Origin of the sequence: Streptomyces sp. NPDC088766 (genome assembly GCF_044750845.1) — a bacterium.
GTDB lineage: Bacteria > Actinomycetota > Actinomycetes > Streptomycetales > Streptomycetaceae > Streptomyces.
Genome location: NZ_JBIVKQ010000029.1, coordinates 1,468 through 27,556, shown reverse-complemented (window position 1 = coordinate 27,556; position 26,089 = coordinate 1,468). Strand labels below are relative to the sequence as shown.

Below are 26,089 nucleotides of genomic sequence, written 5' to 3'. Positions count from 1 at the left end.
TTGACGCGCGTAGAAGTTGGGGGGACGGGTGTTCACCGGTTTCTACGCGCGTCATCCGCGCCCCACGGCTCACCCTAGTCCCGGCGCTCATGAACGTCCCCGGAGGGAACCCCTTGCCCAGCAGGTCTTCCACGCGCCTCGCCGCGCTCACCGTCGCCGCCGTCTGCTCCGCCGCGTCGGCGGTCGTCGTCGCCGCGCCCGCGCACGCGGACTCGGTGCGCATCCACGACATCCAGGGCACCACCCGCGTCTCGCCGTACGCCGGCAAGCAGGTCACGGACGTGACCGGAATCGTCACCGGTGTGCGCACCTACGGTTCTTCCAAGGGTTTCTGGATCCAGGATCCGAACCCGGACGCCGACCCGGCCACCAGCGAGGGCGTCTTCGTCTTCACCAGCTCGGCCCCGAAGGTCGCCGTCGGGGACGCGGTCGGCGTCTCCGGCACGGTCTCGGAGTACGTCCCGGGCGGCACCTCGTCCGGCAACCAGGCGGTGACGGAGATCGTCCGTCCCACGGTGACCGTGGTCTCCGCGGGCAACGCGGTCCCGGCCGCGACGGTCGTCGACGCGAAGTCGGTGCCGGCGGCCTACGCCCCGGCCGGCGACCCCGCCGCGAACAACTCGGTCAACGCCCTCACCCTGCGGCCCGGCACCTACGCCCTGGACCTCTACGAGTCCCTCGAGGGCATGAACGTCCAGGTCCTCGACGTCCGCGTGGTCGGCGCCACCGACCCGTACACCGAGCTGTGGGTCACGGTGAAGCCGTGGGAGAACCGCAACCGCCGCGGCGGCACGGTCTACGGCTCCTACGACGCCCAGAACACCGGCCGGCTCCAGATCCAGTCGCTCGGCAAGGTCGCCGACTTCCCGGCGGCGAACGTCGGCGACAGGCTGACCGGCGCCACCGAGGGCCCGCTGGACTACAACCAGTTCGGCGGTTACACCGTCGTCGCCAACCGGATCGGCGCGCTCGAGAGCGCCGGTGTGGAGCGGGAGACGACCCGGAAGCAGAGGAACGGCGAGCTGGCGGTCGCGACGTACAACGTCGAGAACCTCGATCCGTCCGACACCACGTTCGAGGCGCACGCCTCCGCGATCGTGAACAACCTGAAGTCGCCCGACATCGTGTCCCTGGAGGAGATCCAGGACAACAACGGCGCGACCGACGACGGCACGGTGGCCGCCGACCTGACGGTGACCGAACTGATCGACGCGATCGTCGCCGCGGGCGGCCCCCGCTATGACTGGCGCTCGATCGACCCGGTGAACAAGACCGACGGCGGTGAGCCGGGCGGGAACATCCGTCAGGTGTTCCTGTTCAACCCGGAGCGGGTCTCCTTCACCGACCGCGCGGGCGGCGACGCCACCACCGCGGCCGGCGTCACCAAGGAGCGGGGCAGGGCGGCCCTGACCGTCTCGCCGGGCCGGATCGACCCGGCGAACGCGGCCTGGAACTCCAGCCGCAAGCCGCTGGTCGGCGAGTTCGTCTTCCGCGGCCGCACGGTGTTCGTGATCGCCAACCACTTCAACTCCAAGGGCGGCGACCAGGGACTGACCTCGCAGTACCAGCCGGCGGCACGCAGCTCGGAGACCCAGCGCCACCAGCAGGCGACGCTGGTCAACGGCTTCGTCAAGGACATCCTCGACGCCCAGAAGAACGCGGACGTCGTCGCGCTCGGCGACATCAACGACTTCGAGTTCTCCGGCACCGCGAAGATCCTCGAGGGCGACGGCGAGCTGTGGTCGGCGGTCAAGTCGCTGCCGAGGAGCGAGCGTTACTCGTACGTCTACCAGGGCAACAGCCAGGTCCTCGACCAGATCCTGGTCAGCCCGTCGATCCGGCGCGGCTGCGACTTCGCGTACGACAGCGTGCACATCAACGCGGAGTTCAACGACCAGATCAGCGACCACGACCCGCAGGTGCTGCGCTTCAAGCCGTGACGGTTCTCCTCGGGGCCGGCTGAACACACCCGTTCAAGCCGGCCCCGCCAGGCCGTTCCGTCGGCCTGGCGGGCAGGGCGAGGTGGGCCCGGACGGGGAGGGACCCGGCGCCCCCGGAAGGGGAACCGGGTCCGATGTCCCGTCAAACTGCCGACGCTCGACGGCCGGGTGTCGACACCCGGCGGCCGGCTCTCGGCAGCCGTCGCCCGCCGGGGGCCGGGTCAGCGTGCGCAGCGGCGGCGTCCGAGCACCCCCGCCACCACGATCGCGACGCCCGCCGCGGCCACGATCACCACCGGCCCCGGGTGCCGCACGGCGAACCGGACCGGCGCCCGCAGCGGCGCCGGGGCGGCGCGTTCCGCGTGGGACGCCGTGCCCTGCAGCTCCTCGCCCGCCTTCGCGGCCTTGCTCCGGAGTTCGTACCGCGTGTCCTTCGCCCGGTCGCGGGCCGTGTGGCCGACGCGGCCCGCCTTCTCCTGGACGGTGTGGCCCGCCTGGGCCGCCGTGCTGCGGAGCTGGACCGTCATCGCGCCGGCACGGTCCCTGAGGTCGGCCGCGCGGGCCTTGGCCCGCCCGCGGAGGTCCGTCTTCGCCGCCAGCTCCTCGACCGTGGCGCCCAGCTGGTTCCTGGTCTGTGCTATCTGCCTGCGCAGCTCCGCGGCACCGTCCGCGGCCGCCCTGTCCGTCATCGGTGCGCCCTTTCCCTGATCTCCTCGACGTCCGCCTTGACGCTGCCGAGGGCCGCCTCGGGGGTGGGCGGCGTGGCCTGACGCAGCTGATTGCGTCCGGTCGCGCCCAGGACGGCGGCGATCACGAACAGCACCGCCGTCACGATCAGCGCCGCGGCCCAGACCGGCAGCACCAGCGAGAGGGCGGCGACGCCCGTACCGGCGAGTGCCAGCAGACCGGCGTACGCGAACGCGCCCGCGGCCCCCAGCAGACCGCCGCCGCGGCCGGCGCGGCGTCCCTTCTCGGCCAGCTCCTCCTTGGCCAGTGCCATCTCCTGCCGGACGAGCCGGGAGAGCTGTTCGCTCGCCTGTCCGACGAGTTCCCCGACCGTGCGGTGCCCGTCATGGACGGGTTGGGTCTCCGTGGTCCCGGTCACGTGTTCCGCCTCCTCTCGCGGTGGTGACGGTCCGGGTACCCGCAGGACCGACGGCTACCCGTGCGGTGCGGCGAGTACCCGCGGGGCCGACGACGTCGAAGCACTCCTCAGCCGTACCTCGTAGCAGATTTGAGTGGAGCTTCACGATCACGCCGGCCGGTCGTCACCGGCCCCGCCACCGGCACAGACCGGGGCCCGTACCGCGGGTGTCCGCGGTACGGGCCCCGGCCCGGCGTCGGGATGTCAGTTGTGGCTGTGCAGGATCTCGTTCAGGCCGCCCCACACCGCGTTGTTCGGACGGGCCTCCACCGTGCCGGTCACGGAGTTGCGGCGGAACAGGATGTGGGAGGCGCCGGAGAGTTCGCGGGCCTTGACGATCTGGCCGTCGGGCATCGTCACGCGGGTGCCCGCGGTGACGTACAGGCCGGCCTCCACCACGCACTCGTCGCCGAGGGCGATGCCGACGCCGGCCTCGGCGCCGATCAGGCAGCGCTCGCCGATGGCGATGATCACGTTGCCGCCGCCGGAGAGGGTGCCCATCGTGGAGGCGCCGCCGCCGATGTCCGAGCCGTCGCCCACCACGACGCCCGCGGAGATACGGCCCTCGACCATCGACGTGCCGAGCGTGCCCGCGTTGAAGTTCACGAAGCCCTCGTGCATGACCGTGGTGCCCTCGGCCAGGTGCGCGCCCAGGCGGACCCGGTCGGCGTCGGCGATGCGGACGCCCTTCGGGGCCACGTAGTCCGTCATGCGCGGGAACTTGTCGATCGACGTCACCTGCAGGTGCAGGCCCTCGGCGCGGGCGTTCAGCCGGACCTTCTCGACGTCGTCCACGGCGACCGGGCCGAGGGAGGTCCAGGCGACGTTCGCGAGCAGGCCGAAGATGCCGTCCAGGCTCTGGCCGTGCGGCTTGACCAGGCGGTGGGAGAGCAGGTGCAGGCGCAGGTAGGCGTCGTGCGTGTCGATCGGCTTGTCGTCGAGGGAGCTGATGACCGTGCGGACCGCGACCACTTCGACGCCTCGCCGGGCGTCCGGGCCGATCGCCCTGGCGGCTCCCTCGCCGAGCAGTTCCACGGCCTTCTCGGCGGACAGGCGCTCGGTGCCGGACGGGCCGGGCTCGTCGGTGAGCCGGGGGGCGGGGAACCAGGTGTCGAGAACGGTGCCGTCGGCGGCGAGGGTGGCGAGGCCGGCGGCCGCGGCGCCGGTGGTGCGAGTCGTGTCGGTCATGAGGGAAACCTAACCGGCGGGAACGGGTGGAGGCCAACCCGCCGGGCGGTGTCTCAGGTGGCGGGCGGGAAGCGGCGGCGGGCGGGCCGGAAGCGGCGGCGAGGCGTGTCAGGCCGCCGACGGGGAGGCGTGCCACGGCCCCGCTCCCGGCGGCCGCTCGGCCGGCCCAGCCACTCCCGCCGGCCCCGGCCCGGCCACTCCCGCCGACTCCGGCTCATCCGGCTCATCCGGCTCATCCGGCAGATCCGACTCATCCGGCAGATCCGGCCAACCGTTCCGGTCCTCCACCGCACTCGGAACCCGGCGCGGAAACCGCTCTCCCAAACGCCTGCTCGGGAGCCACCGGTTCCGCTACTGTTTCACCGTTCAAACACCGGGCCGTCGCAGCCGTGTTCGCCCTTTGGGCGCCACTGGAGGAACAGCGCATGCCAGACAACAAGTCCCGGCCTTCCCCCGAGCATCCCTGGGAGAACGGCTGGGCCCCGGACACCTCCCGGGTACCCGGGACGCGGCGGCTGTGGCTGGCCGGCGTCCTCGCCGTCGCGACCGTCGTGGTCTGCGTCGCCACCGTCTCGCTCACCGACCGGCCTTCCGGCGAACGGTCGGCCGCCCGGTCGGGGCGGACCGTGTCCGACAAGGAGACGTCACCGGGGCTCATCTCCTTCGCCTCGCCCTCGGCGAGCGGTTCGCCCTCGGCGCCGGCCGCGCGGGCGAGTGCCTCGCCGTCCGCGCAGGCCTCCTCGTCGCCGTCGCCCGGCGGCAGTTCCTCACCGCCCCCGCCGGCCCCGTCGGCCCCGCCCTCCCCGTCCGCCTCGGCCGGCGGGGGCGGTTCCGGTCCGCAGCCGGTGACCGTGCGGCGGTCGGTGCGGTCCGTCAACTACCCCGACCGCTACTGGCGGGTGGGCGGCGGCCAGGTGCGGCTCGAAGCCGCCGGGGGCTCGGAGTTCCGGGCGGACGCCACCTTCACGGTGGTGAACGGCCTGGCGGGCGGCGCGTGTCATTCGTTCCGCACGTCCGACGGGACCTACCTGCGCCACCGCGACTTCGTGCTGCGCGCGGAACGCGACGACGGCTCCTCGCTGTTCCGGCAGGACGCCACCTTCTGCGCCCGCCCCGCCGACTCCGCCTCCGGCGCGGTCATGCTGGAGTCGGTGAACTATCCGGGGTACTTCCTGCGCCACCAGAGCTTCCAGGTGAAGCTGCAGCGCTACCAGAACGGCGGTCAGTACGCGGCCGACTCCGCCTTCCGGCTCGTGGAGGGGCTGGCGTAGGACCCGCGCGCGAAAGACCCGCACCACGAAAGAACGGCGACGTCCGCGCGGACGTCGCCGTTCTTTCGTGGTGCGGGTGTGCTGCGGAGGTACCGGGATCTCAGACGTTGAAGCCGAGCGCGCGGAGCTGCTCGCGTCCGTCGTCCGTGATCTTGTCCGGGCCCCACGGCGGCATCCAGACCCAGTTGATGCGCAACTCGTTGACCAGGCCGTCCGTGGCGGACTTCGCCTGGTCCTCGATGACGTCCGTCAGCGGGCAGGCCGCGGAGGTCAGGGTCATGTCGATCGTCGCGATGTTCGCGTCGTCGATGTGGATGCCGTAGATCAGCCCGAGGTTGACGACGTCGATGCCCAGTTCGGGGTCGACGACGTCGTACAGCGCCTCGCGGAGCTCCTCCTCGGAGGCCGGCTTCATCTCAACGGTCTCGCTCATGCCGTCTTCCTTTCGGCGTCGGCGCCCAGCGCCTGGGCCGTCGCGTCCTTCCACGCCATCCAGCTGAGGAGGGCGCACTTGACCCGTGCCGGGTACTTGGAGACACCGGCGAACGCGACCGCGTCCTCCAGCACCTCCTCCATCGCGTCGTCCGGTTCGACCCGGCCCTTGGACTGCATCAGCTCCAGGAAGGTCTCCTGGATCTTCTGTGCCTCGGAGACGCTCTTGCCGACGAGGAGCTCGTTCAGCACGGAGGCCGAGGCCTGGCTGATGGAGCAGCCCTGACCCTCGTACGAGACGTCCTCGACGGTCGTGCCGTCGTACTTCACCCGCAGGGTGATCTCGTCGCCGCACGTCGGGTTGACGTGGTGCACCTCGGCGTCGCCGTCCCGCAAGCCCCGCCCGTGCGGGTTCTTGTAGTGGTCCAGGATGACTTCCTGGTACATGGAGTCCAGCTTCACGTCAGCTAACCTCGCGTCCCATCGTCGTCGTCACGCCCCTCAGCCGAAGAAGTTCCGTACGTGCTCCAGGCCCTCGACCAACGCGTCGATCTCGGCGGGCGTGGAGTACAGATAGAACGACGCTCGCGTGGTCGCGGGAATTCCGTAGCGCAGGCAGACGGGACGCGCGCAGTGGTGTCCGACCCGGACCGCGATGCCCTGCTCGTCGAGGACCTGGCCCACGTCGTGCGGGTGGATGTCGCCGAGCGTGAAGGAGATCGCGGCGCCGCGTTCCTCGGCCGTGGCCGGGCCGATGATCCGCAGGTCGGGGACCTCGCCGAGCCGCTTCACCGCGTACTCGGTGATCGCGTGCTCGTGGGCGAGGATCTTGTCCATGCCGATCGCGGACAGGTAGTCGATCGCCGCGCCCAGACCGACCGCCTGCGCGATCGGCGGGGTGCCCGCCTCGAACTTGTGGGGGGCGGGCGCGTAGGTCGAGGAGTGCATCGACACCGTCTCGATCATCTCGCCGCCGCCCAGGAACGGGGGCAGGTCCTCCAGCAGCTCCTGGCGGCCCCACAGGACGCCGATGCCGGTCGGGCCGCACATCTTGTGGCCGGTGAAGGCCACGAAGTCGGCCTGGAGGGCCTGGACGTCCATCGGCATGTGCGGCGCGGCCTGCGAGGCGTCGATGCACACCAGGGCGCCGACCTCCTGCGCGCGGCGCACTATCGCCTCGACCGGGTTGACCGTGCCCAGGATGTTCGACACCAGCACGAAGGAGACGATCTTCGTCTTCTCCGTGATGATCTCGTCGATGTTCGACAGGTCGAGGCGGCCGTCGTCGGTGAGACCGAACCACTTCAGCTTCGCGCCCGTGCGCTGCGACAGCAGCTGCCACGGCACGATGTTGGAGTGGTGCTCCATCTCGGTGATGACGATCTCGGTCTCGGAGTCCACGCGGTAGGGCTCGTCGGCCCAGCCCAGCATGTTCGCGACCAGGTTCAGCGATTCCGAGGCGTTCTTGGTGAAGATCACCTCGTCGCGGCTGGGCGCGTTGATGAACTCCGCGACCTTGTCGCGCGCGCCCTCGTACAGTGCCGTGGCCTCCTCGGCGAGGACGTGCACGCCACGGTGGACGTTGGCGTTGTAGCGCTCGTAGTACTCGCTCAGGGCGTCCAGCACCTGGCGCGGCTTCTGCGAGGTCGCCGCGTTGTCCAGGTACACGAGCTTCCGGTCCTCGTGGACCATGCGGTCCAGGATCGGGAAGTCCTTGCGGATCGCCTCGGTGTCGAGGAGGCCCGGCAACTGCGTCACGCGACTTCCTCCCCTGAGTTCGCTCCGCTCACGGGGCCGCCCTTCGTGTATGCCTCGTAGCCCTCGTTCTCCAGCTTGTCGGCGAGTTCGGCGCCGCCGGACTCGACGATGCGGCCGCCGGAGAAGACGTGGACGTGATCGGGCTTGATGTAGCGCAGGATACGCGTGTAGTGCGTGATCAGCAGGGTGCCGACCTCGCCGGTCTCACGGACGCGGTTCACGCCCTCGGAGACGATCCGCAGGGCGTCGACGTCCAGGCCGGAGTCCGTCTCGTCGAGGATCGCGACCTTCGGCTTGAGCAGCTCCAGCTGGAGGATCTCGTGGCGCTTCTTCTCACCGCCGGAGAAGCCCTCGTTGACGTTGCGCTCGGCGAAGGACGGGTCCATGTTGAGGCGCTCCATGGCCTCCCGGACCTCCTTCACCCAGGTGCGCAGCTTGGGGGCCTCGCCGCGGACGGCGGTGGCGGAGGTGCGCAGGAAGTTGGAGACCGAGACGCCGGGGACCTCGACCGGGTACTGCATCGCCAGGAACAGGCCGGCGCGGGCGCGCTCGTCGACGGACATCTCCAGGACGTCCTCGCCGTCGAGGGTGACGGTGCCGCCGGTGATCGTGTACTTGGGGTGACCCGCGAGCGAGTAGGCGAGGGTGGACTTGCCCGAGCCGTTGGGGCCCATGATGGCGTGCGTCTCGCCCTGCTTCACGGTCAGGTCGACGCCCTTGAGGATCTCCTTCGTGGCGTTGTCGGCCTCGACGGTGACGTGCAGGTCTCGGATTTCAAGCGTTGCCATGGGTGCCTCAGGACTCCTGGGAGAGGGAGACGAGCACGTCGTCCCCATCGATCTTTACGGGGTATACGGGGACGGGGCGCGTCGCGGGAAGGCCGGACGGCTTGCCGGTGCGCAGGTCGAAGGCGGAGCCGTGCAGCCAGCACTCGATCTGGCAGTCCTCCACCTCGCCCTCGGAGAGCGAGACGTTCGCATGGGAGCAGATGTCGTTGATCGCGAACACCTCTCCCTCCGTCTTCACGACGGAGACCGGGGTGCCGTCGAGTTCCACCCGCTTGGGGGTGTTCTCCTCCAGCTCGCCCAGCCCGCAGGCGCGTACGAACGTCATCAGACCGACGCCTCCAGCTCCTCGTCGATCCGGGTGAGGAGGCGCTCCTGGATGTCGTCGACGCCGATCTGCTGCACCAGCTCGGCGAAGAAGCCGCGGACCACCAGACGGCGGGCGTCGTCGGCGGGGATGCCGCGGGCCATCAGGTAGAACAGCTGCTCGTCGTCGAAGCGGCCGGTGGCGGAGGCGTGGCCGGCGCCGACGATCTCGCCGGTCTCGATCTCCAGGTTGGGCACGGAGTCGACGCGGGCGCCGTCGGTGAGGACCAGGTTGCGGTTCATCTCGTAGGTGTCGGTGCCCTCGGCCTTGGCCTCGATGAGGACGTCGCCGATCCACACCGCGTGGGCTCCGTCGCCCTGGAGCGCGCCCTTGTAGGCGACGTTCGACTTGCAGTGCGGGGTGTTGTGGTCGACGAGGAGGCGGTGCTCCTGGTGCTGGCCGGCGTCGGTGAAGTACAGGCCGAACAGCTCGGCCTCGCCACCGGTGCCGGCGTAGGCGACGCGCGGGTGCAGCCGTACGAGGTCGCCGCCGAAGGTGACCACGAACGACTTGAAGGTGGCGTCCCGGCCGATCAGCGCGTTGTGCTGGGCCACGTGCACGGCCTTGTCGTCCCAGTCCTGGACGGAGACGACAGTCAGCTTGGCGCCGTCACCGAGGACGTAGTCGACGTTGGCTGCCAGCACGGCGTCACCGGTGTGGTCGATGACGACGACGGCCTCGGCGAAGGCGCCCAGCTCGATCACCTGGTGGCCGAAGGAGACCCCGCCCTCGCCGTGCACGGTGATGCGGATGGGCTCGGTGAGGACCGTCTCCTTGGGGACGGTGACGACACCGGCCTTCTCGAACGCGGAGTACGCCTGGGCGGCGACGCGGTCCACGGGGGTGCCCGCCCTGCCGAGGCGGGCGTCGTCGCGGCCGACGGTCTCGACGACGACGCCCTCGGGGGCGTCGATGCCGACCTTGACGCCGTCGCCGGTGGCGACCGCGGTGCCGTCGTGCAGGCCGCGCAGCCGCTCCAGCGGGGTGAACCGCCACTCCTCCTCGCGGCCGTGCGGGACCGGGAAGTCCGCCACGTCGAAGGAGGCGGGCGCGCTCATGCGCGTGGCGACGGTGGACTCGGCGGCCACCGCGATCTGGCCGGCGGTCGTGCTGCCCACCGGTGGGGGTCCCCCCGCCTGAACGGAGTTGAAGGTGGGGGAGTTTCGGGCCTCAGCCATGGCTGTCGGTCTGCTCTCTTCCTACGTCAGGTTTCGCTGGCTTTCGGTGGCGGGCGGGTCCTAGCCGACCGCGCCCTCCATCTGCAGCTCGATCAGCCGGTTGAGCTCCAGCGCGTACTCCATCGGCAGCTCCTTGGCGATGGGCTCGACGAAGCCGCGCACGATCATGGCCATCGCCTCGAACTCGCTCAGACCACGGCTCATCAGGTAGAAGAGCTGGTCCTCGGAGACCTTGGAGACGGTCGCCTCGTGGCCCATGGACACGTCGTCCTCACGGACGTCCACGTAGGGGTACGTGTCGGAGCGGGAGATGGTGTCCACGAGCAGCGCGTCGCACAGCACGTTGGACTTGGAGCCGTGGGCGCCCTCGCCGATCTCGACGAGGCCGCGGTAGGAGGTGCGGCCGCCGCCGCGCGCCACGGACTTCGAGACGATGTTGGAGGAGGTGTTCGGCGCCATGTGGACCATCTTGGAGCCGGCGTCCTGGTGCTGGCCCTCGCCCGCGAAGGCGATGGACAGGGTCTCGCCCTTGGCGTGCTCGCCCATCAGGTAGACGGCCGGGTACTTCATCGTCACCTTGGAGCCGATGTTGCCGTCGATCCACTCCATGGTCGCGCCCTCGTAGGCGACGGCGCGCTTGGTGACCAGGTTGTAGACGTTGTTCGACCAGTTCTGGATGGTCGTGTAACGGCAGCGGGCGTTCTTCTTGACGATGATCTCGACGACCGCGGAGTGCAGCGAGTCCGACTTGTAGATCGGCGCCGTACAGCCCTCGACGTAGTGCACGTAGGCGCCCTCGTCGACGATGATCAGGGTCCGCTCGAACTGGCCCATGTTCTCCGTGTTGATGCGGAAGTAGGCCTGGAGCGGGATCTCGACGTGCACGCCCGGCGGCACGTAGATGAAGGAGCCGCCGGACCACACCGCGGTGTTCAGCGACGCGAACTTGTTGTCGCCGACCGGGATGACGGTGCCGAAGTACTCCTTGAAGAGCTCCGGGTGCTCCTTCAGCGCCGTGTCGGTGTCGAGGAAGATGACGCCCTGCTCCTCCAGGTCCTCGCGGATCTGGTGGTAGACGACCTCGGACTCGTACTGGGCCGCGACACCGGCGACGAGGCGCTGCTTCTCCGCCTCGGGGATGCCCAGCTTGTCGTACGTGTTCTTGATGTCCTCGGGCAGGTCCTCCCAGGACTCCGCCTGCTTCTCCGTGGAGCGCACGAAGTACTTGATGTTGTCGAAGTCGATCCCCGACAGGTCCGAGCCCCAGTTCGGCATGGGCTTCTTCTCGAACAGGCGCAGGCCCTTGAGACGGAGCTTGGTCATCCACTCCGGCTCGTTCTTCTTCGCCGAGATGTCGCGGACGACGTCCTCGTTGATGCCGCGCTTCGCAGAGGCGCCGGCCGTGTCGGAGTCGGCCCAGCCGTATTCGTACTTACCCAGTCCCTCGAGTTCGGGGTGGGCAGTCTCCGTGGGGAGAGTCATGCGGGGTTCCTCCCGGCCGTGCTTGCAGATGCGATATCGGTGGTGTGATCGGTGCGGTGATCGGTCGTGTGGGAAATCCTGGGGATGAACGTCGTGCAGACGCCGTCGCCGTGCGCGATGGTCGCCAGCCGCTGGACGTGCGTTCCGAGCAGCTGGGAGAAGATCTCGGTCTCCGCCTCGCAGAGCTGGGGGAACTTCTCCGCGACATGGGCGACGGGGCAGTGGTGCTGGCACAGCTGCTCGCCGACCGGTGCGCTGCGCGCCGTAGCAGCGTACCCGTCGGCGCTCAAGGCCTTGGCCAGGGCCTGGGTGCGCTGTTCGGGCCCGGCGGCCTCGATCGCCTCGCGGTAGCCGGCGGCCTGTTCGGCGATCCTCGCGCGGGCGAAGGCGGTGACGGCCTCGTCCCCGCCGAACCGCTCCTGGATGAAGCGCAGGGCGTCCGCGGCGAGCTTGTCGTACGACTGGTCGAAGGCGTCGCGGCCGCAGTCGGTGAGGGCGAAGACCTTCGCGGGACGCCCGCGCGTCCGCGCTCCGTACACCCGCTGCTCGCGCGGCGCCACGACGTCGTCGGCGACCAGCGCGTCCAGATGCCTGCGTACGGCGGCCTGGGTGAGCCCCAGGCGTCCGGCCAGCTCGGCGACGGTCGACGGCCCGTGGTCCAGGATGGAACGGGCGACGCGGTTGCGCGTGGAGCGCTCACCGGTCGCCAGTTCCTCCTGAGGGGCCCCCGTGGGGGTCTCCCGAGCCGAGCCGACGTTTTTCACAACGCCATTGTTGCGTAATTCCTCGGAGGCAGGCAAGCCGCGTCCGGATCGCCGCCCGGTGCCCTGCGTCACTTAGGTATACCTAATCTGACCTGCGCGAACGATCTGCCGGACAGCCGGAACCGTCGCCCCGCCCCACCCGCGGGATCGGCGTCGTCCCCGGGTCCCGCTCGCGGCACGCGTGCGCAGAGCAGGGCACCGAGCGGTGCGCCGCTCTCGCCAGGAGCAGGTCGGAAGCCCGCCCGCGGGGGGCCGGCGGCGGCTTCCCGCACCCGCCCGTCCGGGCGCCCGTCCGCGAACCTAGACTCTGGACCCATGCGAAGCGAGCCCGTGGTCCAGGTCCAGGCCCTGGTGAAGCGGTACGGCACGAAGACCGCGGTGGACGGCCTCGACCTGGTGGCCGAGGCGGGCGTGACCGCCGTGCTCGGCCCCAACGGCGCCGGCAAGACGACCACCGTCGAGACCTGCGAGGGCTACCGCAGACCGGACTCCGGCACCGTGCGCGTCCTCGGCCTCGACCCGGTGGCGCAGGCCTCCGACCTGCGCCCCCGGATCGGGGTGATGCTCCAGTCCGGGGGCGTCTACTCGGGGGCGCGGGCCGACGAGATGCTGCGGCACGTCGCCCGGCTGCACGCGCACCCGCTGGACGTGGACGCGCTCGTCGAGCGGCTGGGGCTCGGCGGCTGCGGCCGCACGACGTACCGGCGGCTGTCCGGAGGCCAGCAGCAGCGCCTCGCGCTCGCGATGGCCGTGGTGGGGCGCCCGGAGCTGGTGTTCCTCGACGAGCCGACCGCCGGTCTGGACCCGCAGGCCCGCCGCGCCACCTGGGACCTGGTCCGGGACCTGCGCGCGGACGGGGTCTCGGTCATCCTCACCACGCACCACATGGACGAGGCCGAGCAGCTCGCCGACGACGTCGCGATCATCGACGCGGGCAGGGTCGTCGCCCAGGGCTCCCCCGAGGAGCTGTGCCGCGGCGGCGCCGAGAACACCCTCCGCTTCAGCGGCCGCCCCGGCCTGGACGTGACCTCCCTGCTCAAGGCCCTGCCCGCCGACAGCGAGGCCGCCGAACCGACGCCGGGCTCGTACCGGATCACCGGCAAGGTCGACCCGCAGATGCTGGCCACGGTGACCTCGTGGTGCGCGCAGCACGGGGTGATGCCGGACCGGATCTCGGTGGAGCGGCACACCCTCGAAGACGTCTTTCTCGAGCTCACCGGCAAGGAGCTGCGCTCATGACGGCCACCGGTACGTACACGCCGAAGCCGGGGGCCGCCCCGCTGCCCCGCATGATCAGGGCCCAGGCGGCGCTGGAGACGAGGATGCTCCTGCGCAACGGTGAGCAGTTGCTGCTGACCGTCGTGATCCCGACCCTGCTGCTGGTGCTGTTCAGCTCGGTGGACATCATCGACACCGGCGCCGGCGAGGCGGTCGACTTCCTGACCCCCGGCGTCCTCGCGCTCGCGGTGATGTCGACGGCGTTCACCGGACAGGCCATCGCGACGGGCTTCGAGCGCCGGTACGGCGTGCTCAAGCGGCTGGCGGCCTCCCCGCTCCCACGCTGGGGGCTGATGACCGCGAAGACGCTCGCCGTGCTGGTCACGGAGGTCCTCCAGGTCGCCCTGCTGACGGTGATCGCCTTCGCACTGGGCTGGTCGCCGCACGGCAACCCGTTCGCCGTGCTGTTGCTGCTGGTCCTCGGCACGGCGGCCTTCTCGGGCCTCGGTCTGCTGATGGCGGGCACGCTGAAGGCGGAGGCCACGCTGGGCGCGGCCAACCTGGTGTTCCTGCTGCTCCTGGTGGGCGGCGGGGTGATCGTGCCGCTGGAGAAGTTCCCCCCGGGCGTCCAGGACGTGCTCGCCCTGCTGCCGATCTCGGCGCTCTCGGACGGACTGCGCGACGTGCTCCGGCACGGGGCCGCGATGCCGTGGGGCGACCTGGGGATCCTCGCCGTGTGGGCGGCCCTGGGGCTGGCCGCGGCCGGCCGGTTCTTCCGCTGGGAATGACCCGGTCCGGGACCGTCCGGGCCCGTTCGGGACCCTCGTGAAAGCGTGCACAAGCGGGCCCTTACGATGGACGGCGTGCCGAACGTGACCCGCGCCGACGCCGTAGCCGCCGTGCGCAACCCCCTCGCCTTCATCGCCGCACGCTGGACCCCCGCCCCCCGGACGGTTCAGCGGGCGGCCCTCGCCGCGCTCGTGATGTCGGTGATCATCGTGGTCACCGGCGGTGCCGTCCGGCTCACCGGCTCCGGCCTCGGCTGCCCGACCTGGCCGAAGTGCACCGCCGACTCGCTCACCTCGACCAGCGAGATGGGCCTCCACGGTGCCATCGAGTTCGGCAACCGCATGCTGACGTACGTGCTGTGCGCCGCGGTGGGCTGGGCGATCGTCGCCGCCCGCTCGCAGAAGCCGTACCGGCGCGGGCTCACCCGGCTGGGCTGGGCGCAGTTCTGGGTCGTGATGGGCAACGCCGTCCTCGGCGGGATCGTCGTGCTGGTGGGCCTGAACCCGTACACGGTCGCGGCCCACTTCCTGCTCTCGTCGGCGCTGATCGCGGTCGCCACGGTGATGTGGCAGCGCACCCGGGAGGGTGACGGGGCGCCCGAGCCGGTGGTCGGCCAGGCCGTGCGGCAGCTGGTGTGGTTCCTGGTGGCCGCGTCCGTGCTGCTGATCGCGGTCGGCACGGTGGTCACCGGGGCCGGTCCGCACGCGGGCGACTCCAGCGAGGTCGCGCGCATGCCGCTGGACTGGGAGACCGTGTCCAAGCTGCACGCCGTGCTCGCCTGGATCGTGGTGACGCTGACCTTCGCCCTGTGGTTCGTCCTCAAGGCGGTCGACGCCCCCGAGGGCCCGTTGCACCGCACCCGCGAGCTCTTCCTGGTGCTCCTCGCCCAGGGCGTCATCGGCTACGTCCAGTACTTCACGGACCTCCCCGAGGTCCTGGTCGGCCTGCACATGCTCGGCTCCTGCCTGGTGTGGATCGCGGTCCTGCGCGTCCTGCTGTCCCTGCGCGAGCGCCCGGACACGGTGCTCGGCCTGCCGGGGCCGGCGGCGGAGGCGACCGTCGGCACCCGCGCGTGACACCTCCCGGCACCCACGCGTGACGCCTCCCGGCATCCGTACGTGACCGCTCCCGGCCCGTGTCCCCGGCTCAGGCGTACGCCGCCACCAGGGCGTCGACCGCCGGTCCGAGCCAGCCGCGCACCAGCTCGGCCCGGCGGACCCGCCACCCCTCCCCGGAGGGGACGGGAGCGGACCCGCCGTAGCGGCGCCGTCGGATGTCCTCGACGATCTCGGCGGGCGCCCCGAGGCCGGGCAGCTCCTCCAGTGCCTCGCGCTTGGAGATCAGCCGCCCCTCCCGCAGCGTGACCGTCGCCCGCGCGAAGGTCACCGGGCCCATGTCGACCCAGACGTCCCGCGTCCACAGATGCGCCCTGTCCACGGCGGGCCGCCAGAAGTCCCGCTGGTCGGACACCACGAACTCCGCCAGCTCGCGGTCCGGCACCTCCGGCAGCAGCCCGCCCGGGGCGCCGCCGTGCAGGACCCGCCCGAAGGTGTGCAGCTCGCGGCGGGTGACGGGAGTGACCGGTCGGCGCATCAGCTCCTGGTGCGCCCAGGTCAGGTGCCGGTGCCCGAAGTCCGCGACCGTGGCCGGGGTCAGGTAGCTGCAGTGCAGCTTCGCCGCGAGCGGATCGGCGCGCAGCCTCTGGTGCAGGACGGCCACCCGCCACACCGTGCCGGGCCGCACGGGTCCGGGCAGCACCGCGATCAGGTCCAGATCGCTGCGGCCCTCCTGGTAGTCACCGCCGGCGAGCGAGCCGTGCGCCCAGACGGCGAGGGGGTCGAGGGGCGCCAGGGCGCCCAGGAAACGGTCGAGCAGGGCTTCGGTCCGCATCCGGTCAGTCTGGTACGGCATCCGCCCCGTCCGGTAGGGCGCGCTCCGGCCGGTGGGGTCTTCGCTCACCCCAGCCCGTAGACCCGCCGCGCGTTCCCCGCCGCGAGCAGCCCCGCCACCCGCTGGGCGTCCGTGAGCGACCACGCGTCCTCCGCCACCCAGCCGCCGAGCACCCGCCCCAGTGCCTCGCGGAACAGCCGGGCGCCCACGACGTGCAGCTCGGGCAGTCCGCGGGCCCCGCTGGAGAAGAGGATCTTGCCGAAGGGGGCCAGCTCCAGGATCTCGGCGAGGACCGTCGCCGCGCGGGCGCCGGTGCGGACGAGGGCGGCCCCGGAGTCGGCGTAGACGTGCGGGAAGACGCCGGCGAGATGGGCGGCGTGCCGGTGGTACGGGTAGCCGTGCAGCAGCACCAGGTCGGTGCCGAGGCCGGCCGTGGCGCGGACGAAGTCGGTCAGCAGGACGGGGTCGGCGCGGTCGCCGCGCAGGCCGGGCTCGCCGAGGCCCGCGTGGAGCTGGAGCGGCCGCCCCGCGGCGACGGCGATCCACAGCAGGTGCCGCAGCAGCACGGGGTCGTTCACCTCCCCGCCGACGCGGCGCCCCGCCAGCCAGCGGCCCGCCGCGCCCCGGACCTCCCCCGGTCCGGGCGGCTCGGGCGCGAGGGCGAGACCGTGGCGCACACCGGCCACCGAGGTGAAGGCCACGGCGGTCGCCGCGGCGCCGTGCACCGCCTCGACGAGGTTGGCGAGGAAGGACTCGACGGTGCCGGAGGTGTCGGCGACCTGCTCGGCCAGCGGTTCGAGCCGGACGATCTCGCGGGCCTCGGCCTCGCCCGCGGAGGCGATCTCGTCGGGGCCGGTGAGGTCGCCGGGCGGGCCGGTGTCGACGAGGTAGGTGGTGATGCCGCTGCCGCGCAGCAGTCGGCGGCCCGCCTCCGGCACCCCCAGTTCGCGGCGGCGGGCGAGGTAGCGGGCGGGTGGGCAGTGCGGCTCCAGGCCCAGCAGCGGGGGGCACCAGCGGCGTACCGCGAAGCCGGTCTGGGTGTCGAACAGCGTGGTGCCGGGCGCGGGCGGTCCCTCGGTGCGGGCGAGCTGGGCCTCGAAGGTGCCGAGGCCCAGCTCCGTCCTCAGGATGCCGTGGCAGTACTGGTCCACCAGGGACGGTGTTTCGATCATCCGGGACTCCCGCGGCTGGACCGTGTGCTCGGTGTGCTCCTCACACGTCCTAACGGGTGAACCCGGCGTCAGGTGTTGCTCAGGTGTTGCGCGGGCCGCCGACCTGGATCCCGGCCATCCGGCTCCACTCGTAGGGGCCGGTCGTCACCTTGGCGGCGAACTCGCCGTCGAAGTTCTCGTGGACGGTGATCCCGGACTTCTCGACCGCCTTGGCGGCGATCTCCACGCTGGGCGCCACGAGGTCGCCCCAGCCGCCGTCCTCACCGACGAGCACGATCCGGGCGCCGCGCTCGCCGAGGTGGGCGACCTGGCCCTCGGCGCCGCCGTGCGCCTGGGAGAAGGTGCTGATCCGCTTGGCGAGGCGGGCCGCCGTGCGCTCGGCCTTCGCGGCCCGCTTGGCGTCCGCGCTCTCGTCAACCTGCTTGGTGTCTGCCATGGCCAGGATGCTACCGACGGGTAGATCGAACGGCGACGGCCGGGGTGCGTGGCCTTGACCACGCACCCCGGCCGTCGGGCCGCTCAGGGGCACCGGGAAGGGGGTCGTACGGAAGGGGTCCTCACCGCAGGAAGGGGTCCACCGCGACCGCCACGAACAGCAGCGAGACGTAGGTGATGGACCAGTGGAACAGCCGCATCTCCTTCAGCTTGCCGCCCGTGGTCTCCGCCTTCGCGCGGTTCTGGAGGGAGTGCGCCTCCCACAGCCACCAGCCGCCGGCCGCGAGCGCGACCGTGGTGTAGAACCAGCCGGTGTAGCCGAGCGGGGTCAGCAGCAGCGAGACGGCGACCATCACCCAGCTGTAGATGACGATCTGCTTGGCGACCACCTTGTTGGAGGCGATGACCGGCAGCATCGGCACGCCCACGCGCGCGTAGTCCTCGCGCACCTTCATGGACAGCGGCCAGTAGTGCGGCGGGGTCCAGAAGAACATGACGAGGAAGAGGACGACCGGCGCCCACGAGAGGGAGTCGGTGACGGCGGACCAGCCGATGAGGACCGGCATGCAGCCGGCGATGCCGCCCCAGACGATGTTCTGCGAGGTACGGCGCTTGAGGACCATCGTGTAGACGACGACGTAGAAGAGGAGCGCGCCGAGGGCCAGCCAGGCCGACAGCCAGTTGACGGTCAGGCCGAACAGGAGGGTCGACACGACCGCGAGGGTGATGCCGAAGGCGAGGCACTCGCGGGGGCTGACCATCCCGGTGACCAGCGGACGCTGCGAGGTGCGGTCCATCAGGGCGTCGATGTCGCGGTCGATGTACATGTTCAGCGCGTTGGCGCCGCCCGCGGAGAGATAGCCGCCCAGGCAGGTGAGCAGCACCAGACCGAGGTCCGGCACCCCCTGCTGGGCCAGGAACATCACCGGAACGGTGGTGATCAGCAGCAGCTCGATGATCCGCGGCTTGGTCAGCGCCACGAACGCCATGACGCGGGCCCCCACCGGCCGCCGGCTCGGGCTCTGGCTCGCCCCGATAACCCCCGCTGGACGGGATTCAACGGCCGTCACGCACACCCCTGACAGAGACATCCCAGCGAGCCTCCCCGCGTGAAGTACGGGTAGAGGCTCGCGCGTACCACGCCACTGTAGACGTTGCCCATACCCCGGGCTTCGCGGGGGTGGGGTCGTGTTGTGGGGCCGCGCTCAGCAGCCGTTTCGGCTCTCGTACGGAGGTGCGCTCATCGATCGCACGGAGGCTCGATTGAGCAGTCAGATGAGCGGCCCCGTATTCATGTGGCGAAGGCGGCTTCGGCCGGTCGGGAGGCGGATCCCCGGACGGCCCGGCAGTCTGGAACGACTCGAAAAAACGCACGTCCTCACGGGGGTAGGCTCGACGACGGCCGGTGGTTATCCAGTCACCGGCAGCCGGTGGGCGCGCGCCCGAAGCAACCGGTATTCGACATGTGGAGAGGAGCCCTGACCCAGGGTGAGCACCAAGCCGACCACCACAGACCTCGAGTGGACCGAGTTGGACCAGCGGGCCGTGGACACCGCCCGCGTCCTGGCCGCCGACGCCGTACAGAAGGTCGGCAACGGCCATCCCGGTACGGCGATGAGCCTGGCGCCTGCCGCGTACACCCTCTTCCAGAAGGTGATGCGGCACGACCCCGCCGATGCGGACTGGGTCGGCCGCGACCGCTTCGTGCTGTCCGCGGGCCACTCGTCCCTGACCCTCTACACCCAGCTGTACCTGGCCGGCTTCGGCCTGGAGCTGGACGACCTGAAGGCCTTCAGGACATGGGGCTCGAAGACCCCCGGTCACCCGGAGTACGGGCACACCACGGGCGTCGAGACCACCACCGGTCCGCTGGGCCAGGGTGTCGCCAACGCGGTGGGCATGGCCATGGCCGCCCGCTACGAGCGCGGCCTGTTCGACCCGGAGGCGCCGCAGGGCGAGTCCCCCTTCGACCACTTCGTCTACTGCATCGCCGGTGACGGCTGCCTCCAGGAGGGCATCTCCGCCGAGGCGTCCTCGCTGGCCGGTCACCAGAAGCTCGGCAACCTGGTGCTGCTGTGGGACGACAACCACATCTCGATCGAGGGCGACACCGAGACGGCCGTCTCCGAGGACACCGTGAAGCGGTACGAGGCGTACGGCTGGCACGTGCAGCGGGTCGCCCCGAAGCCGGACGGCGACCTCGACCCGCACGCTCTCTACGACGCGATCGAGGCGGCGAAGCAGGTCACGGACCGGCCGTCGTTCATCGCGATGCGCTCGATCATCGCCTGGCCCGCCCCGAACGCACAGAACACCGAGGCCGCGCACGGCTCGGCGCTCGGCGACGAGGAGGTCGCGGCCACCAAGCGCGTCCTGGGCTTCGACCCGGAGCAGTCCTTCGAGGTCGCGGACGAGGTCATCGCCCACACCCGGCAGGCCCTGGAGCGCGGCGCCCAGGCGAAGGCCGAGTGGGAGAAGTCCTACCAGCTGTGGCGGGACGCCAACCCCGAGCGCGCGGCCGAGTACGACCGCGTCGCGGCGGCCGAGCTGCCGGCCGGCTGGGAGGAGCAGATCCCGGTCTTCGAGCCGGGCAAGGGCGTCGCCACCCGTGCCGCGTCCGGCAAGGTGCTCCAGGCGCTCGGCGCGGTCGTCCCCGAGCTGTGGGGCGGCTCGGCCGACCTGGCCGGCTCGAACAACACGACGATCGACAAGACGTCGTCGTTCCTGCCCGAGGGCAACCCGCTGCCGGAGGCGAGCCCGTACGGCCGCACGGTGCACTTCGGCATCCGCGAGCACTCGATGGCCGCGGAGATGAACGGCATCGCGCTGCACGGCAACACCCGCGTCTACGGCGGCACGTTCCTCGTCTTCTCCGACTACATGCGCAACGCGGTCCGGCTGTCGGCCCTGATGCACCTGCCGGTGACGTACGTGTGGACGCACGACTCCATCGGTCTCGGCGAGGACGGTCCCACCCACCAGCCGGTCGAGCACCTGGCCTCGCTGCGCGCGATCCCCGGCCTGAACGTGGTCCGCCCCGCGGACGCCAACGAGACCGCGATCGCCTGGCGCGAGATCCTCAAGCGCTACACCAAGGTCTTCGGCAAGGGCGCCCCGCACGGTCTGGTCCTCACCCGCCAGGGCGTGCCGACGTACGAGCCCGACGAGAACGCGGCCAAGGGCGGTTACGTCCTGTTCGAGGCCTCCACCGGGACGCCCGAGCTGATCCTGATCGCGACCGGTTCCGAGGTGCACGTGGCGGTCGAGGCGCGCGAGCGGCTGGAGGCCGACGGCGTGCCGACGCGGGTGGTGTCCATGCCGTCCGTGGAGTGGTTCGAGGAGCAGGACCAGGGGTACCGGGACAGCGTGCTGCCGCCCTCCGTGAAGGCCCGGGTCGCCGTCGAGGCGGGTATCGGCCTCACCTGGCACAAGTACGTCGGGGACGCCGGCCGCATCGTTTCCCTGGAGCACTTCGGTGCTTCGGCCGACGGCAAGGTCCTCTTCCGCGAGTTCGGCTTCACTGCCGAGAACGTGGCCGACAAGGCCCGGGAATCCCTCGCGGCCGCCCAGCGCTGACGCCCGTACACGAGACGTAGGAGATGTAATTCCATGACAGACGCACTCAAGCGCCTCTCCGAGGAGGGCGTCGCGATCTGGCTGGACGACCTGTCGCGCAAGCGGATCACGTCCGGCAACCTCGCCGAGCTGATCGACCAGCAGCACGTCGTGGGCGTCACCACCAACCCGTCGATCTTCCAGAAGGCGATCTCGCAGGGCGACGGTTACGACCAGCAGCTCTCCGACCTCGCCGCCCGCAAGGTCACGGTCGAAGAGGCCATCCGCATGATCACGACGGCGGACGTCCGTGACGCCGCCGACATCCTGCGCCCGGTCTTCGACGCCACCGGCGGCCAGGACGGCCGGGTGTCGATCGAGGTCGACCCGCGCCTCGCCCACAACACCAGGGCGACGGTCGCCGAGGCCAAGCAGCTGGCCTGGCTGGTCGACCGCCCCAACACGCTGATCAAGATCCCGGCCACGATGGGCGGCCTGCCGGCCATCACCGAGGTCGTCGGCCTGGGCATCAGCGTCAACGTCACGCTGATCTTCTCCCTGGAGCGCTACCGCCAGGTCATGGACGCGTACCTGGCCGGCCTGGAGAAGGCCAGGGAGCGCGGTCTGGACCTGTCCCTGATCCACTCGGTGGCGTCCTTCTTCGTGTCCCGCGTGGACACCGAGATCGACAAGCGGCTCGACGCGCTCGGCACCGACGAGGCCAAGGCCGCCCGCGGCAAGGCCGGCGTCGCCAACGCCCGGCTCGCCTACCAGGCGTACGAGGAGGTCTTCGCGGGCGAGCGCTGGGGCGCCCTGGAGAAGGCGGGCGCCAACAAGCAGCGTGCCCTGTGGGCGTCCACCGGCGTGAAGGACCCGGCGTACCGCGACACGATGTACGTCGTCGACCTGGTCGCGCCGAACACGGTGAACACCATGCCCGAGGCGACCCTGTTCGCCACCGAGGACCACGGCGAGGTCACCGGCGACACCGTGACCGGCACCTACGAGCAGGCCCGTGCCGACCTCGACGCGGTCGAGAAGCTCGGGATCCCCTACGCCGACGTGGTGCAGCTCCTGGAAGACGAGGGCGTCGAGAAGTTCGAGGCGTCCTGGAACGACCTGCTCAAGTCGACCGAGGCGGAGCTCCAGCGCCTCGCCCCTTCGGAGGGCTGAGAATTTGTCGAGCAGCAATCCGCTGCGTGACCCCGCAGACCGACGGCTCCCGCGCATCGCGGGGCCGTCGGGTCTGGTGATCTTCGGTGTCACGGGCGATTTGTCACGGAAGAAGCTGATGCCCGCGGTGTACGACCTCGCCAACCGGGGTCTGCTGCCGCCGGGCTTCTCGCTGGTCGGGTTCGCCCGCCGCGAATGGGCCCACGAGGACTTCGCCCAGGAAGTCCATGACGCGGTGAAGGAGCACGCCCGCACCCCCTTCCGCGAGGAGGTCTGGCAGCAGCTCATCCAGGGCATGCGCTTCGTGCAGGGCACCTTCGACGACGACGACGCCTTCGAGCGGCTGCGCTCGACGATCGAGGAACTCGACAAGGCGCAGGGCACGGGCGGCAACTTCGCCTTCTACCTGTCGGTGCCCCCGGGCGCCTTCCCCGTGGTCATCCAGCAGCTGAAGAAGCACCGGCTGGCGGACCAGTCGAAGGGTTCGTGGCGGCGCGCGGTCATCGAGAAGCCGTTCGGCCACGACCTGAAGTCGGCCGAGGAACTCAACGCGATCGTCCACGAGGTCTTCGCCCCGGACCAGGTCTTCCGCATCGACCACTACCTGGGCAAGGAGACCGTCCAGAACATCCTGGCGCTGCGCTTCGCCAACACGATGTTCGAGCCGATCTGGAACCGGTCCTTCGTGGACCACGTGCAGATCACCATGGCCGAGGACATCGGCATCGGCGGCCGGGCCGGCTACTACGACGGCATCGGCGCCGCCCGTGACGTCATCCAGAACCACCTCCTCCAGCTGATGGCGCTGACCGCGATGGAGGAGCCCGCCTCCTTCGACGCGGACGCGCTCGCCGCGGAGAAGACCAAGGTCCTCGGTGCCGTCCGGCTGCCGAAGGACCTGGGCGACGCCACCGTGCGCGGTCAGTACGCGGCCGGCTGGCAGGGCGGCGAGAAGGCGGTCGGTTACCTCCAGGAGGAGGGCATCGACCCCAAGTCGAAGACCGACACCTACGCGGCCATCAAGCTGGAGGTGGACAACCGCCGCTGGGCGGGCGTCCCCTTCTACCTGCGCACCGGCAAGCGCCTGGGCCGCCGCGTCACCGAGATCGCGGTCGTCTTCCAGCGCGCCCCGCACTCGCCCTTCGACCACACGGCGACGGAGGAGCTGGGCAAGAACGCGATCGTCATCCGCGTCCAGCCCGACGAGGGCGTCACCGTCCGCTTCGGCTCCAAGGTCCCCGGCACCTCCATGGAGATCCGGGACGTGTCGATGGACTTCGCCTACGGCGAGTCCTTCACGGAGTCCAGCCCGGAGGCCTACGAGCGTCTCATCCTGGACGTGCTGCTCGGCGACTCGAACCTCTTCCCGCGCACCGAGGAGGTCGAGCTTTCCTGGAAGATCCTCGACCCGATCGAGCAGTACTGGGACGCGCACGGCACGCCGGCCCAGTACCGGTCCGGTACCTGGGGTCCCGTCGAGGCGGACGAGATGCTCGAACGAGACGGACGGAGCTGGCGCCGGCCATGAAGACAGATCTCACGGACACCACGGCCAGCAAGATCAACAAGGCGCTGGTGCAGGCCCGGCGGGCCATCGGCACGCCGGCCGTGGGCATGGTGCTCACGCTGGTCATCGTCACGGACGAGGAGAACGCGTACGACGCGCTCAAGGCCGCGGGCGACGCGTCGCGCGAGCACCCCTCGCGCACGCTCGTGGTGATCAAGCGCGTCTCCCGCTCCCCGCGCGACCGCACCCAGTCCCGCCTGGACGCCGAGGTGCGGGTGGGCGCGGACGCGGGCACCGGCGAGACGGTCATCCTGCGGCTGTACGGCGAGGTGGCCGACCACGCGCAGTCGGTCGTGCTGCCGCTGCTGCTGCCGGACGCGCCCGTGGTCGCCTGGTGGCCGGTGAACGCGCCGCTCGACCCGGCCGCCGACCCGCTCGGCGCGCTGGCCCAGCGCCGCGTCACCGACACCTACGCCGCCGAGCAGCCGGTGCGGGACCTGACGGCCCGTTCCAAGACCTACGCCCCCGGCGACACCGACCTGTCGTGGACCCGCATCACGCCCTGGCGTTCGATGCTGGCCGCGGCTCTCGACCAGGTCACCTGCGAGGTCGAGTCGGTCGAGGTGGAGGGCGAGGAGTTCAACCCGAGCTGCGAGCTGCTGGCGATGTGGCTCGGCGACCGGCTGGGCGTGCCCGTGCAGCGCTCGCTGTCCGGCGGGCCGGGCCTCACGGCCGTACGGCTGTCGACGACCTGCGGCCCGATCGTGCTGGACCGGGCCGACGGTTCGCTGGCCACCCTGTCCATCGACGGGCAGCCCGACCGTGCGGTGGCGCTCAAGCGCCGGGACACGGCGGAGCTGATCGCCGAGGAGCTGCGGCGGCTCGACCCGGACGACACCTACGCGTCGGCGCTGCGGTTCGGGGTGGAGCGGTTGCACACCTCGGGCGGCGAGGGTGACCGGGGCGCCGGGGGGTCCGCCGCGGCGGACCCGGCGGCCGACGCTCCGGAAGCCGTCGCCAAAGGAGAACCGGTCGCGGCCCCCACTCCCGTCGAAGCGGCTGCGAAAGCACCCGCGGGGGAGGCGACGGCGCAGGCCCCGGTGAAGAAGGCGGCCGCGAAGTGAGCGCGCCCCAGCTCGTCGTGCACCGCGACAAGGATCTGATGGCCCAGGCCGCCGCGGCCCGTCTCATCACGAAGATCGTGGACGCGCAGGCCTCCCGGGGCCACGCGTCCGTGGTCCTCACCGGCGGCCGCAACGGCAACGGCCTGCTGGCCGCGCTGGCGGCGGCCCCCGCCCGCGACGCCGTGGACTGGGGCCGGCTCGACCTGTGGTGGGGCGACGAGCGGTTCCTGCCCGAGGGCGACCCGGACCGCAATGTCACGCAGGCCCGCGAGGCCCTGCTGGACTCCGTGCCCCTGGACCCGAAGCGCGTGCACGCCATGCCCGCGTCGGACGGCCCTCACGGCAGCGACGTGGAGGAGGCCGCGGCCGGCTACGCGGAGGAGCTGGCCCGCGCGGCCGGTCCGGAGAACCACGGCCGCGTGCCCACCTTCGACGTCCTGATGCTGGGTGTCGGCCCGGACACCCACGTGGCCTCGCTCTTCCCGGAGCTGCCGGCCGTACGGGAGACCGAGCGCACGGTGGTCGGCGTGCGCGGCGCGCCCAAGCCGCCGCCGACCCGCACCACCCTCACCCTTCCGGCGATCCGGTCGGCGCGTGAGGTGTGGCTGCTGGCGGCCGGTGAGGACAAGGCGCAGGCGGCGGCCATCGCCCTGTCGGGCGCGGGCGAGATCCAGGCTCCGGCGGCCGGTGCGCGGGGCCGCGCCCGCACCCTGTGGCTGCTGGACGCGGCGGCGGCGGCGCGACTGCCGCGCTCGCTGTATCCGCCGGCTTCGCCCTGAGACGCGTGTGGGGGGCGGCGGACTTCTCGGCGAAGTCCGCCCCCCCCCCCCGGCGGCCCGGCAATTAAACCACCCCGCCCCCCCAGCCAGCCCCAAGAGGCGCCGGTACCCGACAAAAAACGCGCCCGGCCCCCCCCG

Annotated in this window: 25 protein-coding genes; 10 read left to right on the top strand and 15 right to left on the bottom strand. The window is 71.3% G+C overall.

Annotated features, from left to right (window positions below; all coding sequences use genetic code 11):
- The first annotated feature begins 113 nt into the window (after nucleotides 1–113).
- Nucleotides 114–1,940 (top strand): endonuclease/exonuclease/phosphatase family protein, encoded by a 1,827-nt coding sequence (locus ACIP5W_RS30745; RefSeq protein ID WP_401480480.1) that lies wholly within the window; start codon nucleotides 114–116, stop codon nucleotides 1,938–1,940.
- A 221-nt stretch (nucleotides 1,941–2,161) separates the two neighbouring features.
- Here the strand turns inward: ACIP5W_RS30745 and ACIP5W_RS30740 are convergent, their stop codons facing one another.
- From ACIP5W_RS30740 to dapD, 3 genes are all read right to left on the bottom strand, one after another.
- Complete coding sequence (locus tag ACIP5W_RS30740) at nucleotides 2,162–2,629, bottom strand: DUF3618 domain-containing protein (RefSeq protein WP_401480478.1); 468 nt, start codon at nucleotides 2,627–2,629, stop codon at nucleotides 2,162–2,164.
- Complete coding sequence (locus tag ACIP5W_RS30735) at nucleotides 2,626–3,045, bottom strand: phage holin family protein (protein WP_401480476.1); 420 nt, start codon at nucleotides 3,043–3,045, stop codon at nucleotides 2,626–2,628. The genes ACIP5W_RS30740 and ACIP5W_RS30735 overlap by 4 nt, the downstream gene beginning before the upstream one ends.
- Before the next feature lie 243 nt (nucleotides 3,046–3,288).
- Nucleotides 3,289–4,272: a 2,3,4,5-tetrahydropyridine-2,6-dicarboxylate N-succinyltransferase gene (gene dapD / locus ACIP5W_RS30730; RefSeq protein ID WP_401480474.1), complete on the bottom strand. Its 984-nt coding sequence runs from the start codon at nucleotides 4,270–4,272 to the stop codon at nucleotides 3,289–3,291.
- A 425-nt stretch (nucleotides 4,273–4,697) separates the two neighbouring features.
- Here dapD and ACIP5W_RS30725 point away from each other — a divergent pair, with 425 nt between their 5' ends.
- Nucleotides 4,698–5,543 carry an AbfB domain-containing protein gene (locus ACIP5W_RS30725; RefSeq protein ID WP_401480472.1) on the top strand — a complete coding sequence of 282 codons (846 nt, stop codon included), beginning with the start codon at nucleotides 4,698–4,700 and terminating at the stop codon, nucleotides 5,541–5,543.
- A gap of 100 nt (nucleotides 5,544–5,643) precedes the next feature.
- Here ACIP5W_RS30725 and ACIP5W_RS30720 read toward each other — a convergent pair whose 3' ends face one another.
- Genes ACIP5W_RS30720 through ACIP5W_RS30685 form a run of 8 tightly spaced genes read right to left on the bottom strand, consistent with a single transcriptional unit; the run spans nucleotide 5,644 to nucleotide 12,309 of the window.
- Nucleotides 5,644–5,976 (bottom strand): metal-sulfur cluster assembly factor, encoded by a 333-nt coding sequence (locus ACIP5W_RS30720; protein ID WP_037743875.1) that lies wholly within the window; start codon nucleotides 5,974–5,976, stop codon nucleotides 5,644–5,646.
- Nucleotides 5,973–6,437 (bottom strand): Fe-S cluster assembly sulfur transfer protein SufU, encoded by a 465-nt coding sequence (gene sufU, locus ACIP5W_RS30715; RefSeq protein ID WP_401480470.1) that lies wholly within the window; start codon nucleotides 6,435–6,437, stop codon nucleotides 5,973–5,975. Before sufU ends, ACIP5W_RS30720 begins: the two co-directional genes overlap by 4 nt.
- Before the next feature lie 39 nt (nucleotides 6,438–6,476).
- Complete coding sequence (locus ACIP5W_RS30710; RefSeq protein WP_401480468.1) at nucleotides 6,477–7,733, bottom strand: cysteine desulfurase; 1,257 nt, start codon at nucleotides 7,731–7,733, stop codon at nucleotides 6,477–6,479.
- Nucleotides 7,730–8,521: a Fe-S cluster assembly ATPase SufC gene (gene sufC / locus ACIP5W_RS30705; protein ID WP_401480466.1), complete on the bottom strand. Its 792-nt coding sequence runs from the start codon at nucleotides 8,519–8,521 to the stop codon at nucleotides 7,730–7,732. Before sufC ends, ACIP5W_RS30710 begins: the two co-directional genes overlap by 4 nt.
- Before the next feature lie 7 nt (nucleotides 8,522–8,528).
- Complete coding sequence (locus tag ACIP5W_RS30700) at nucleotides 8,529–8,846, bottom strand: non-heme iron oxygenase ferredoxin subunit (RefSeq protein ID WP_366062366.1); 318 nt, start codon at nucleotides 8,844–8,846, stop codon at nucleotides 8,529–8,531.
- Entirely contained in the window at nucleotides 8,846–10,063 is a 1,218-nt protein-coding gene (sufD, locus tag ACIP5W_RS30695; protein WP_401480464.1) for a Fe-S cluster assembly protein SufD, read from the bottom strand. The genes ACIP5W_RS30700 and sufD overlap by 1 nt, the downstream gene beginning before the upstream one ends.
- A gap of 60 nt (nucleotides 10,064–10,123) precedes the next feature.
- Nucleotides 10,124–11,545, bottom strand: a complete 1,422-nt coding sequence (gene sufB, locus ACIP5W_RS30690; protein ID WP_363091184.1) for a Fe-S cluster assembly protein SufB — start codon at nucleotides 11,543–11,545, stop codon at nucleotides 10,124–10,126.
- Nucleotides 11,542–12,309 carry a helix-turn-helix transcriptional regulator gene (locus ACIP5W_RS30685; protein ID WP_401480462.1) on the bottom strand — a complete coding sequence of 256 codons (768 nt, stop codon included), beginning with the start codon at nucleotides 12,307–12,309 and terminating at the stop codon, nucleotides 11,542–11,544. Before ACIP5W_RS30685 ends, sufB begins: the two co-directional genes overlap by 4 nt.
- 315 nt (nucleotides 12,310–12,624) lie before the next feature.
- Between ACIP5W_RS30685 and ACIP5W_RS30680 the strand changes: the two genes are divergently transcribed.
- The 3 genes from ACIP5W_RS30680 to ACIP5W_RS30670 all read left to right on the top strand — a co-directional run bounded on the left by ACIP5W_RS30680 (nucleotide 12,625) and on the right by ACIP5W_RS30670 (nucleotide 15,392).
- Nucleotides 12,625–13,548, top strand: coding sequence for an ABC transporter ATP-binding protein (locus ACIP5W_RS30680; protein WP_401480460.1), 924 nt, complete (start codon nucleotides 12,625–12,627; stop codon nucleotides 13,546–13,548).
- The gene (locus tag ACIP5W_RS30675; RefSeq protein ID WP_401480458.1) at nucleotides 13,545–14,315 is read left to right on the top strand and encodes an ABC transporter permease; all 771 of its coding nucleotides are present in this window, start codon (nucleotides 13,545–13,547) and stop codon (nucleotides 14,313–14,315) included. The genes ACIP5W_RS30680 and ACIP5W_RS30675 overlap by 4 nt, the downstream gene beginning before the upstream one ends.
- A 66-nt stretch (nucleotides 14,316–14,381) precedes the next feature.
- Complete coding sequence (locus ACIP5W_RS30670) at nucleotides 14,382–15,392, top strand: heme A synthase (RefSeq protein WP_401480456.1); 1,011 nt, start codon at nucleotides 14,382–14,384, stop codon at nucleotides 15,390–15,392.
- Between the two features lie 70 nt (nucleotides 15,393–15,462).
- Here ACIP5W_RS30670 and ACIP5W_RS30665 read toward each other — a convergent pair whose 3' ends face one another.
- The 4 genes from ACIP5W_RS30665 to ACIP5W_RS30650 form a co-directional block, all read right to left on the bottom strand.
- Nucleotides 15,463–16,206, bottom strand: a complete 744-nt coding sequence (locus tag ACIP5W_RS30665) for a nucleotidyltransferase (RefSeq protein WP_401480455.1) — start codon at nucleotides 16,204–16,206, stop codon at nucleotides 15,463–15,465.
- Between the two features lie 65 nt (nucleotides 16,207–16,271).
- Nucleotides 16,272–17,378: an amidohydrolase family protein gene (locus ACIP5W_RS30660; protein WP_401480453.1), complete on the bottom strand. Its 1,107-nt coding sequence runs from the start codon at nucleotides 17,376–17,378 to the stop codon at nucleotides 16,272–16,274.
- A gap of 79 nt (nucleotides 17,379–17,457) precedes the next feature.
- Entirely contained in the window at nucleotides 17,458–17,814 is a 357-nt protein-coding gene (locus tag ACIP5W_RS30655; protein ID WP_401480451.1) for a hypothetical protein, read from the bottom strand.
- A gap of 121 nt (nucleotides 17,815–17,935) precedes the next feature.
- Complete coding sequence (locus ACIP5W_RS30650) at nucleotides 17,936–18,889, bottom strand: heme o synthase (RefSeq protein WP_401480599.1); 954 nt, start codon at nucleotides 18,887–18,889, stop codon at nucleotides 17,936–17,938.
- Nucleotides 18,890–19,301: 412 nt separating this feature from the next.
- On the opposite strand from ACIP5W_RS30650, the gene tkt reads away from it, so the two are divergent.
- Genes tkt through pgl form a run of 5 tightly spaced genes read left to right on the top strand, consistent with a single transcriptional unit; the run spans nucleotide 19,302 to nucleotide 25,951 of the window.
- A complete protein-coding gene (gene tkt, locus ACIP5W_RS30645; protein WP_401480450.1) occupies nucleotides 19,302–21,389 on the top strand; it encodes a transketolase in 2,088 nt (695 codons plus the stop codon).
- Between the two features lie 33 nt (nucleotides 21,390–21,422).
- Nucleotides 21,423–22,541, top strand: coding sequence for a transaldolase (gene tal, locus ACIP5W_RS30640; RefSeq protein WP_401480448.1), 1,119 nt, complete (start codon nucleotides 21,423–21,425; stop codon nucleotides 22,539–22,541).
- Nucleotides 22,542–22,545: 4 nt separating this feature from the next.
- A complete protein-coding gene (zwf, locus tag ACIP5W_RS30635) occupies nucleotides 22,546–24,069 on the top strand; it encodes a glucose-6-phosphate dehydrogenase (protein ID WP_401480446.1) in 1,524 nt (507 codons plus the stop codon).
- Nucleotides 24,066–25,172: a glucose-6-phosphate dehydrogenase assembly protein OpcA gene (opcA, locus tag ACIP5W_RS30630; RefSeq protein WP_401480444.1), complete on the top strand. Its 1,107-nt coding sequence runs from the start codon at nucleotides 24,066–24,068 to the stop codon at nucleotides 25,170–25,172. Before zwf ends, opcA begins: the two co-directional genes overlap by 4 nt.
- A complete protein-coding gene (gene pgl / locus ACIP5W_RS30625; protein WP_401480440.1) occupies nucleotides 25,169–25,951 on the top strand; it encodes a 6-phosphogluconolactonase in 783 nt (260 codons plus the stop codon). The genes opcA and pgl overlap by 4 nt, the downstream gene beginning before the upstream one ends.
- The last annotated feature ends 138 nt before the right edge of the window (nucleotides 25,952–26,089 follow it).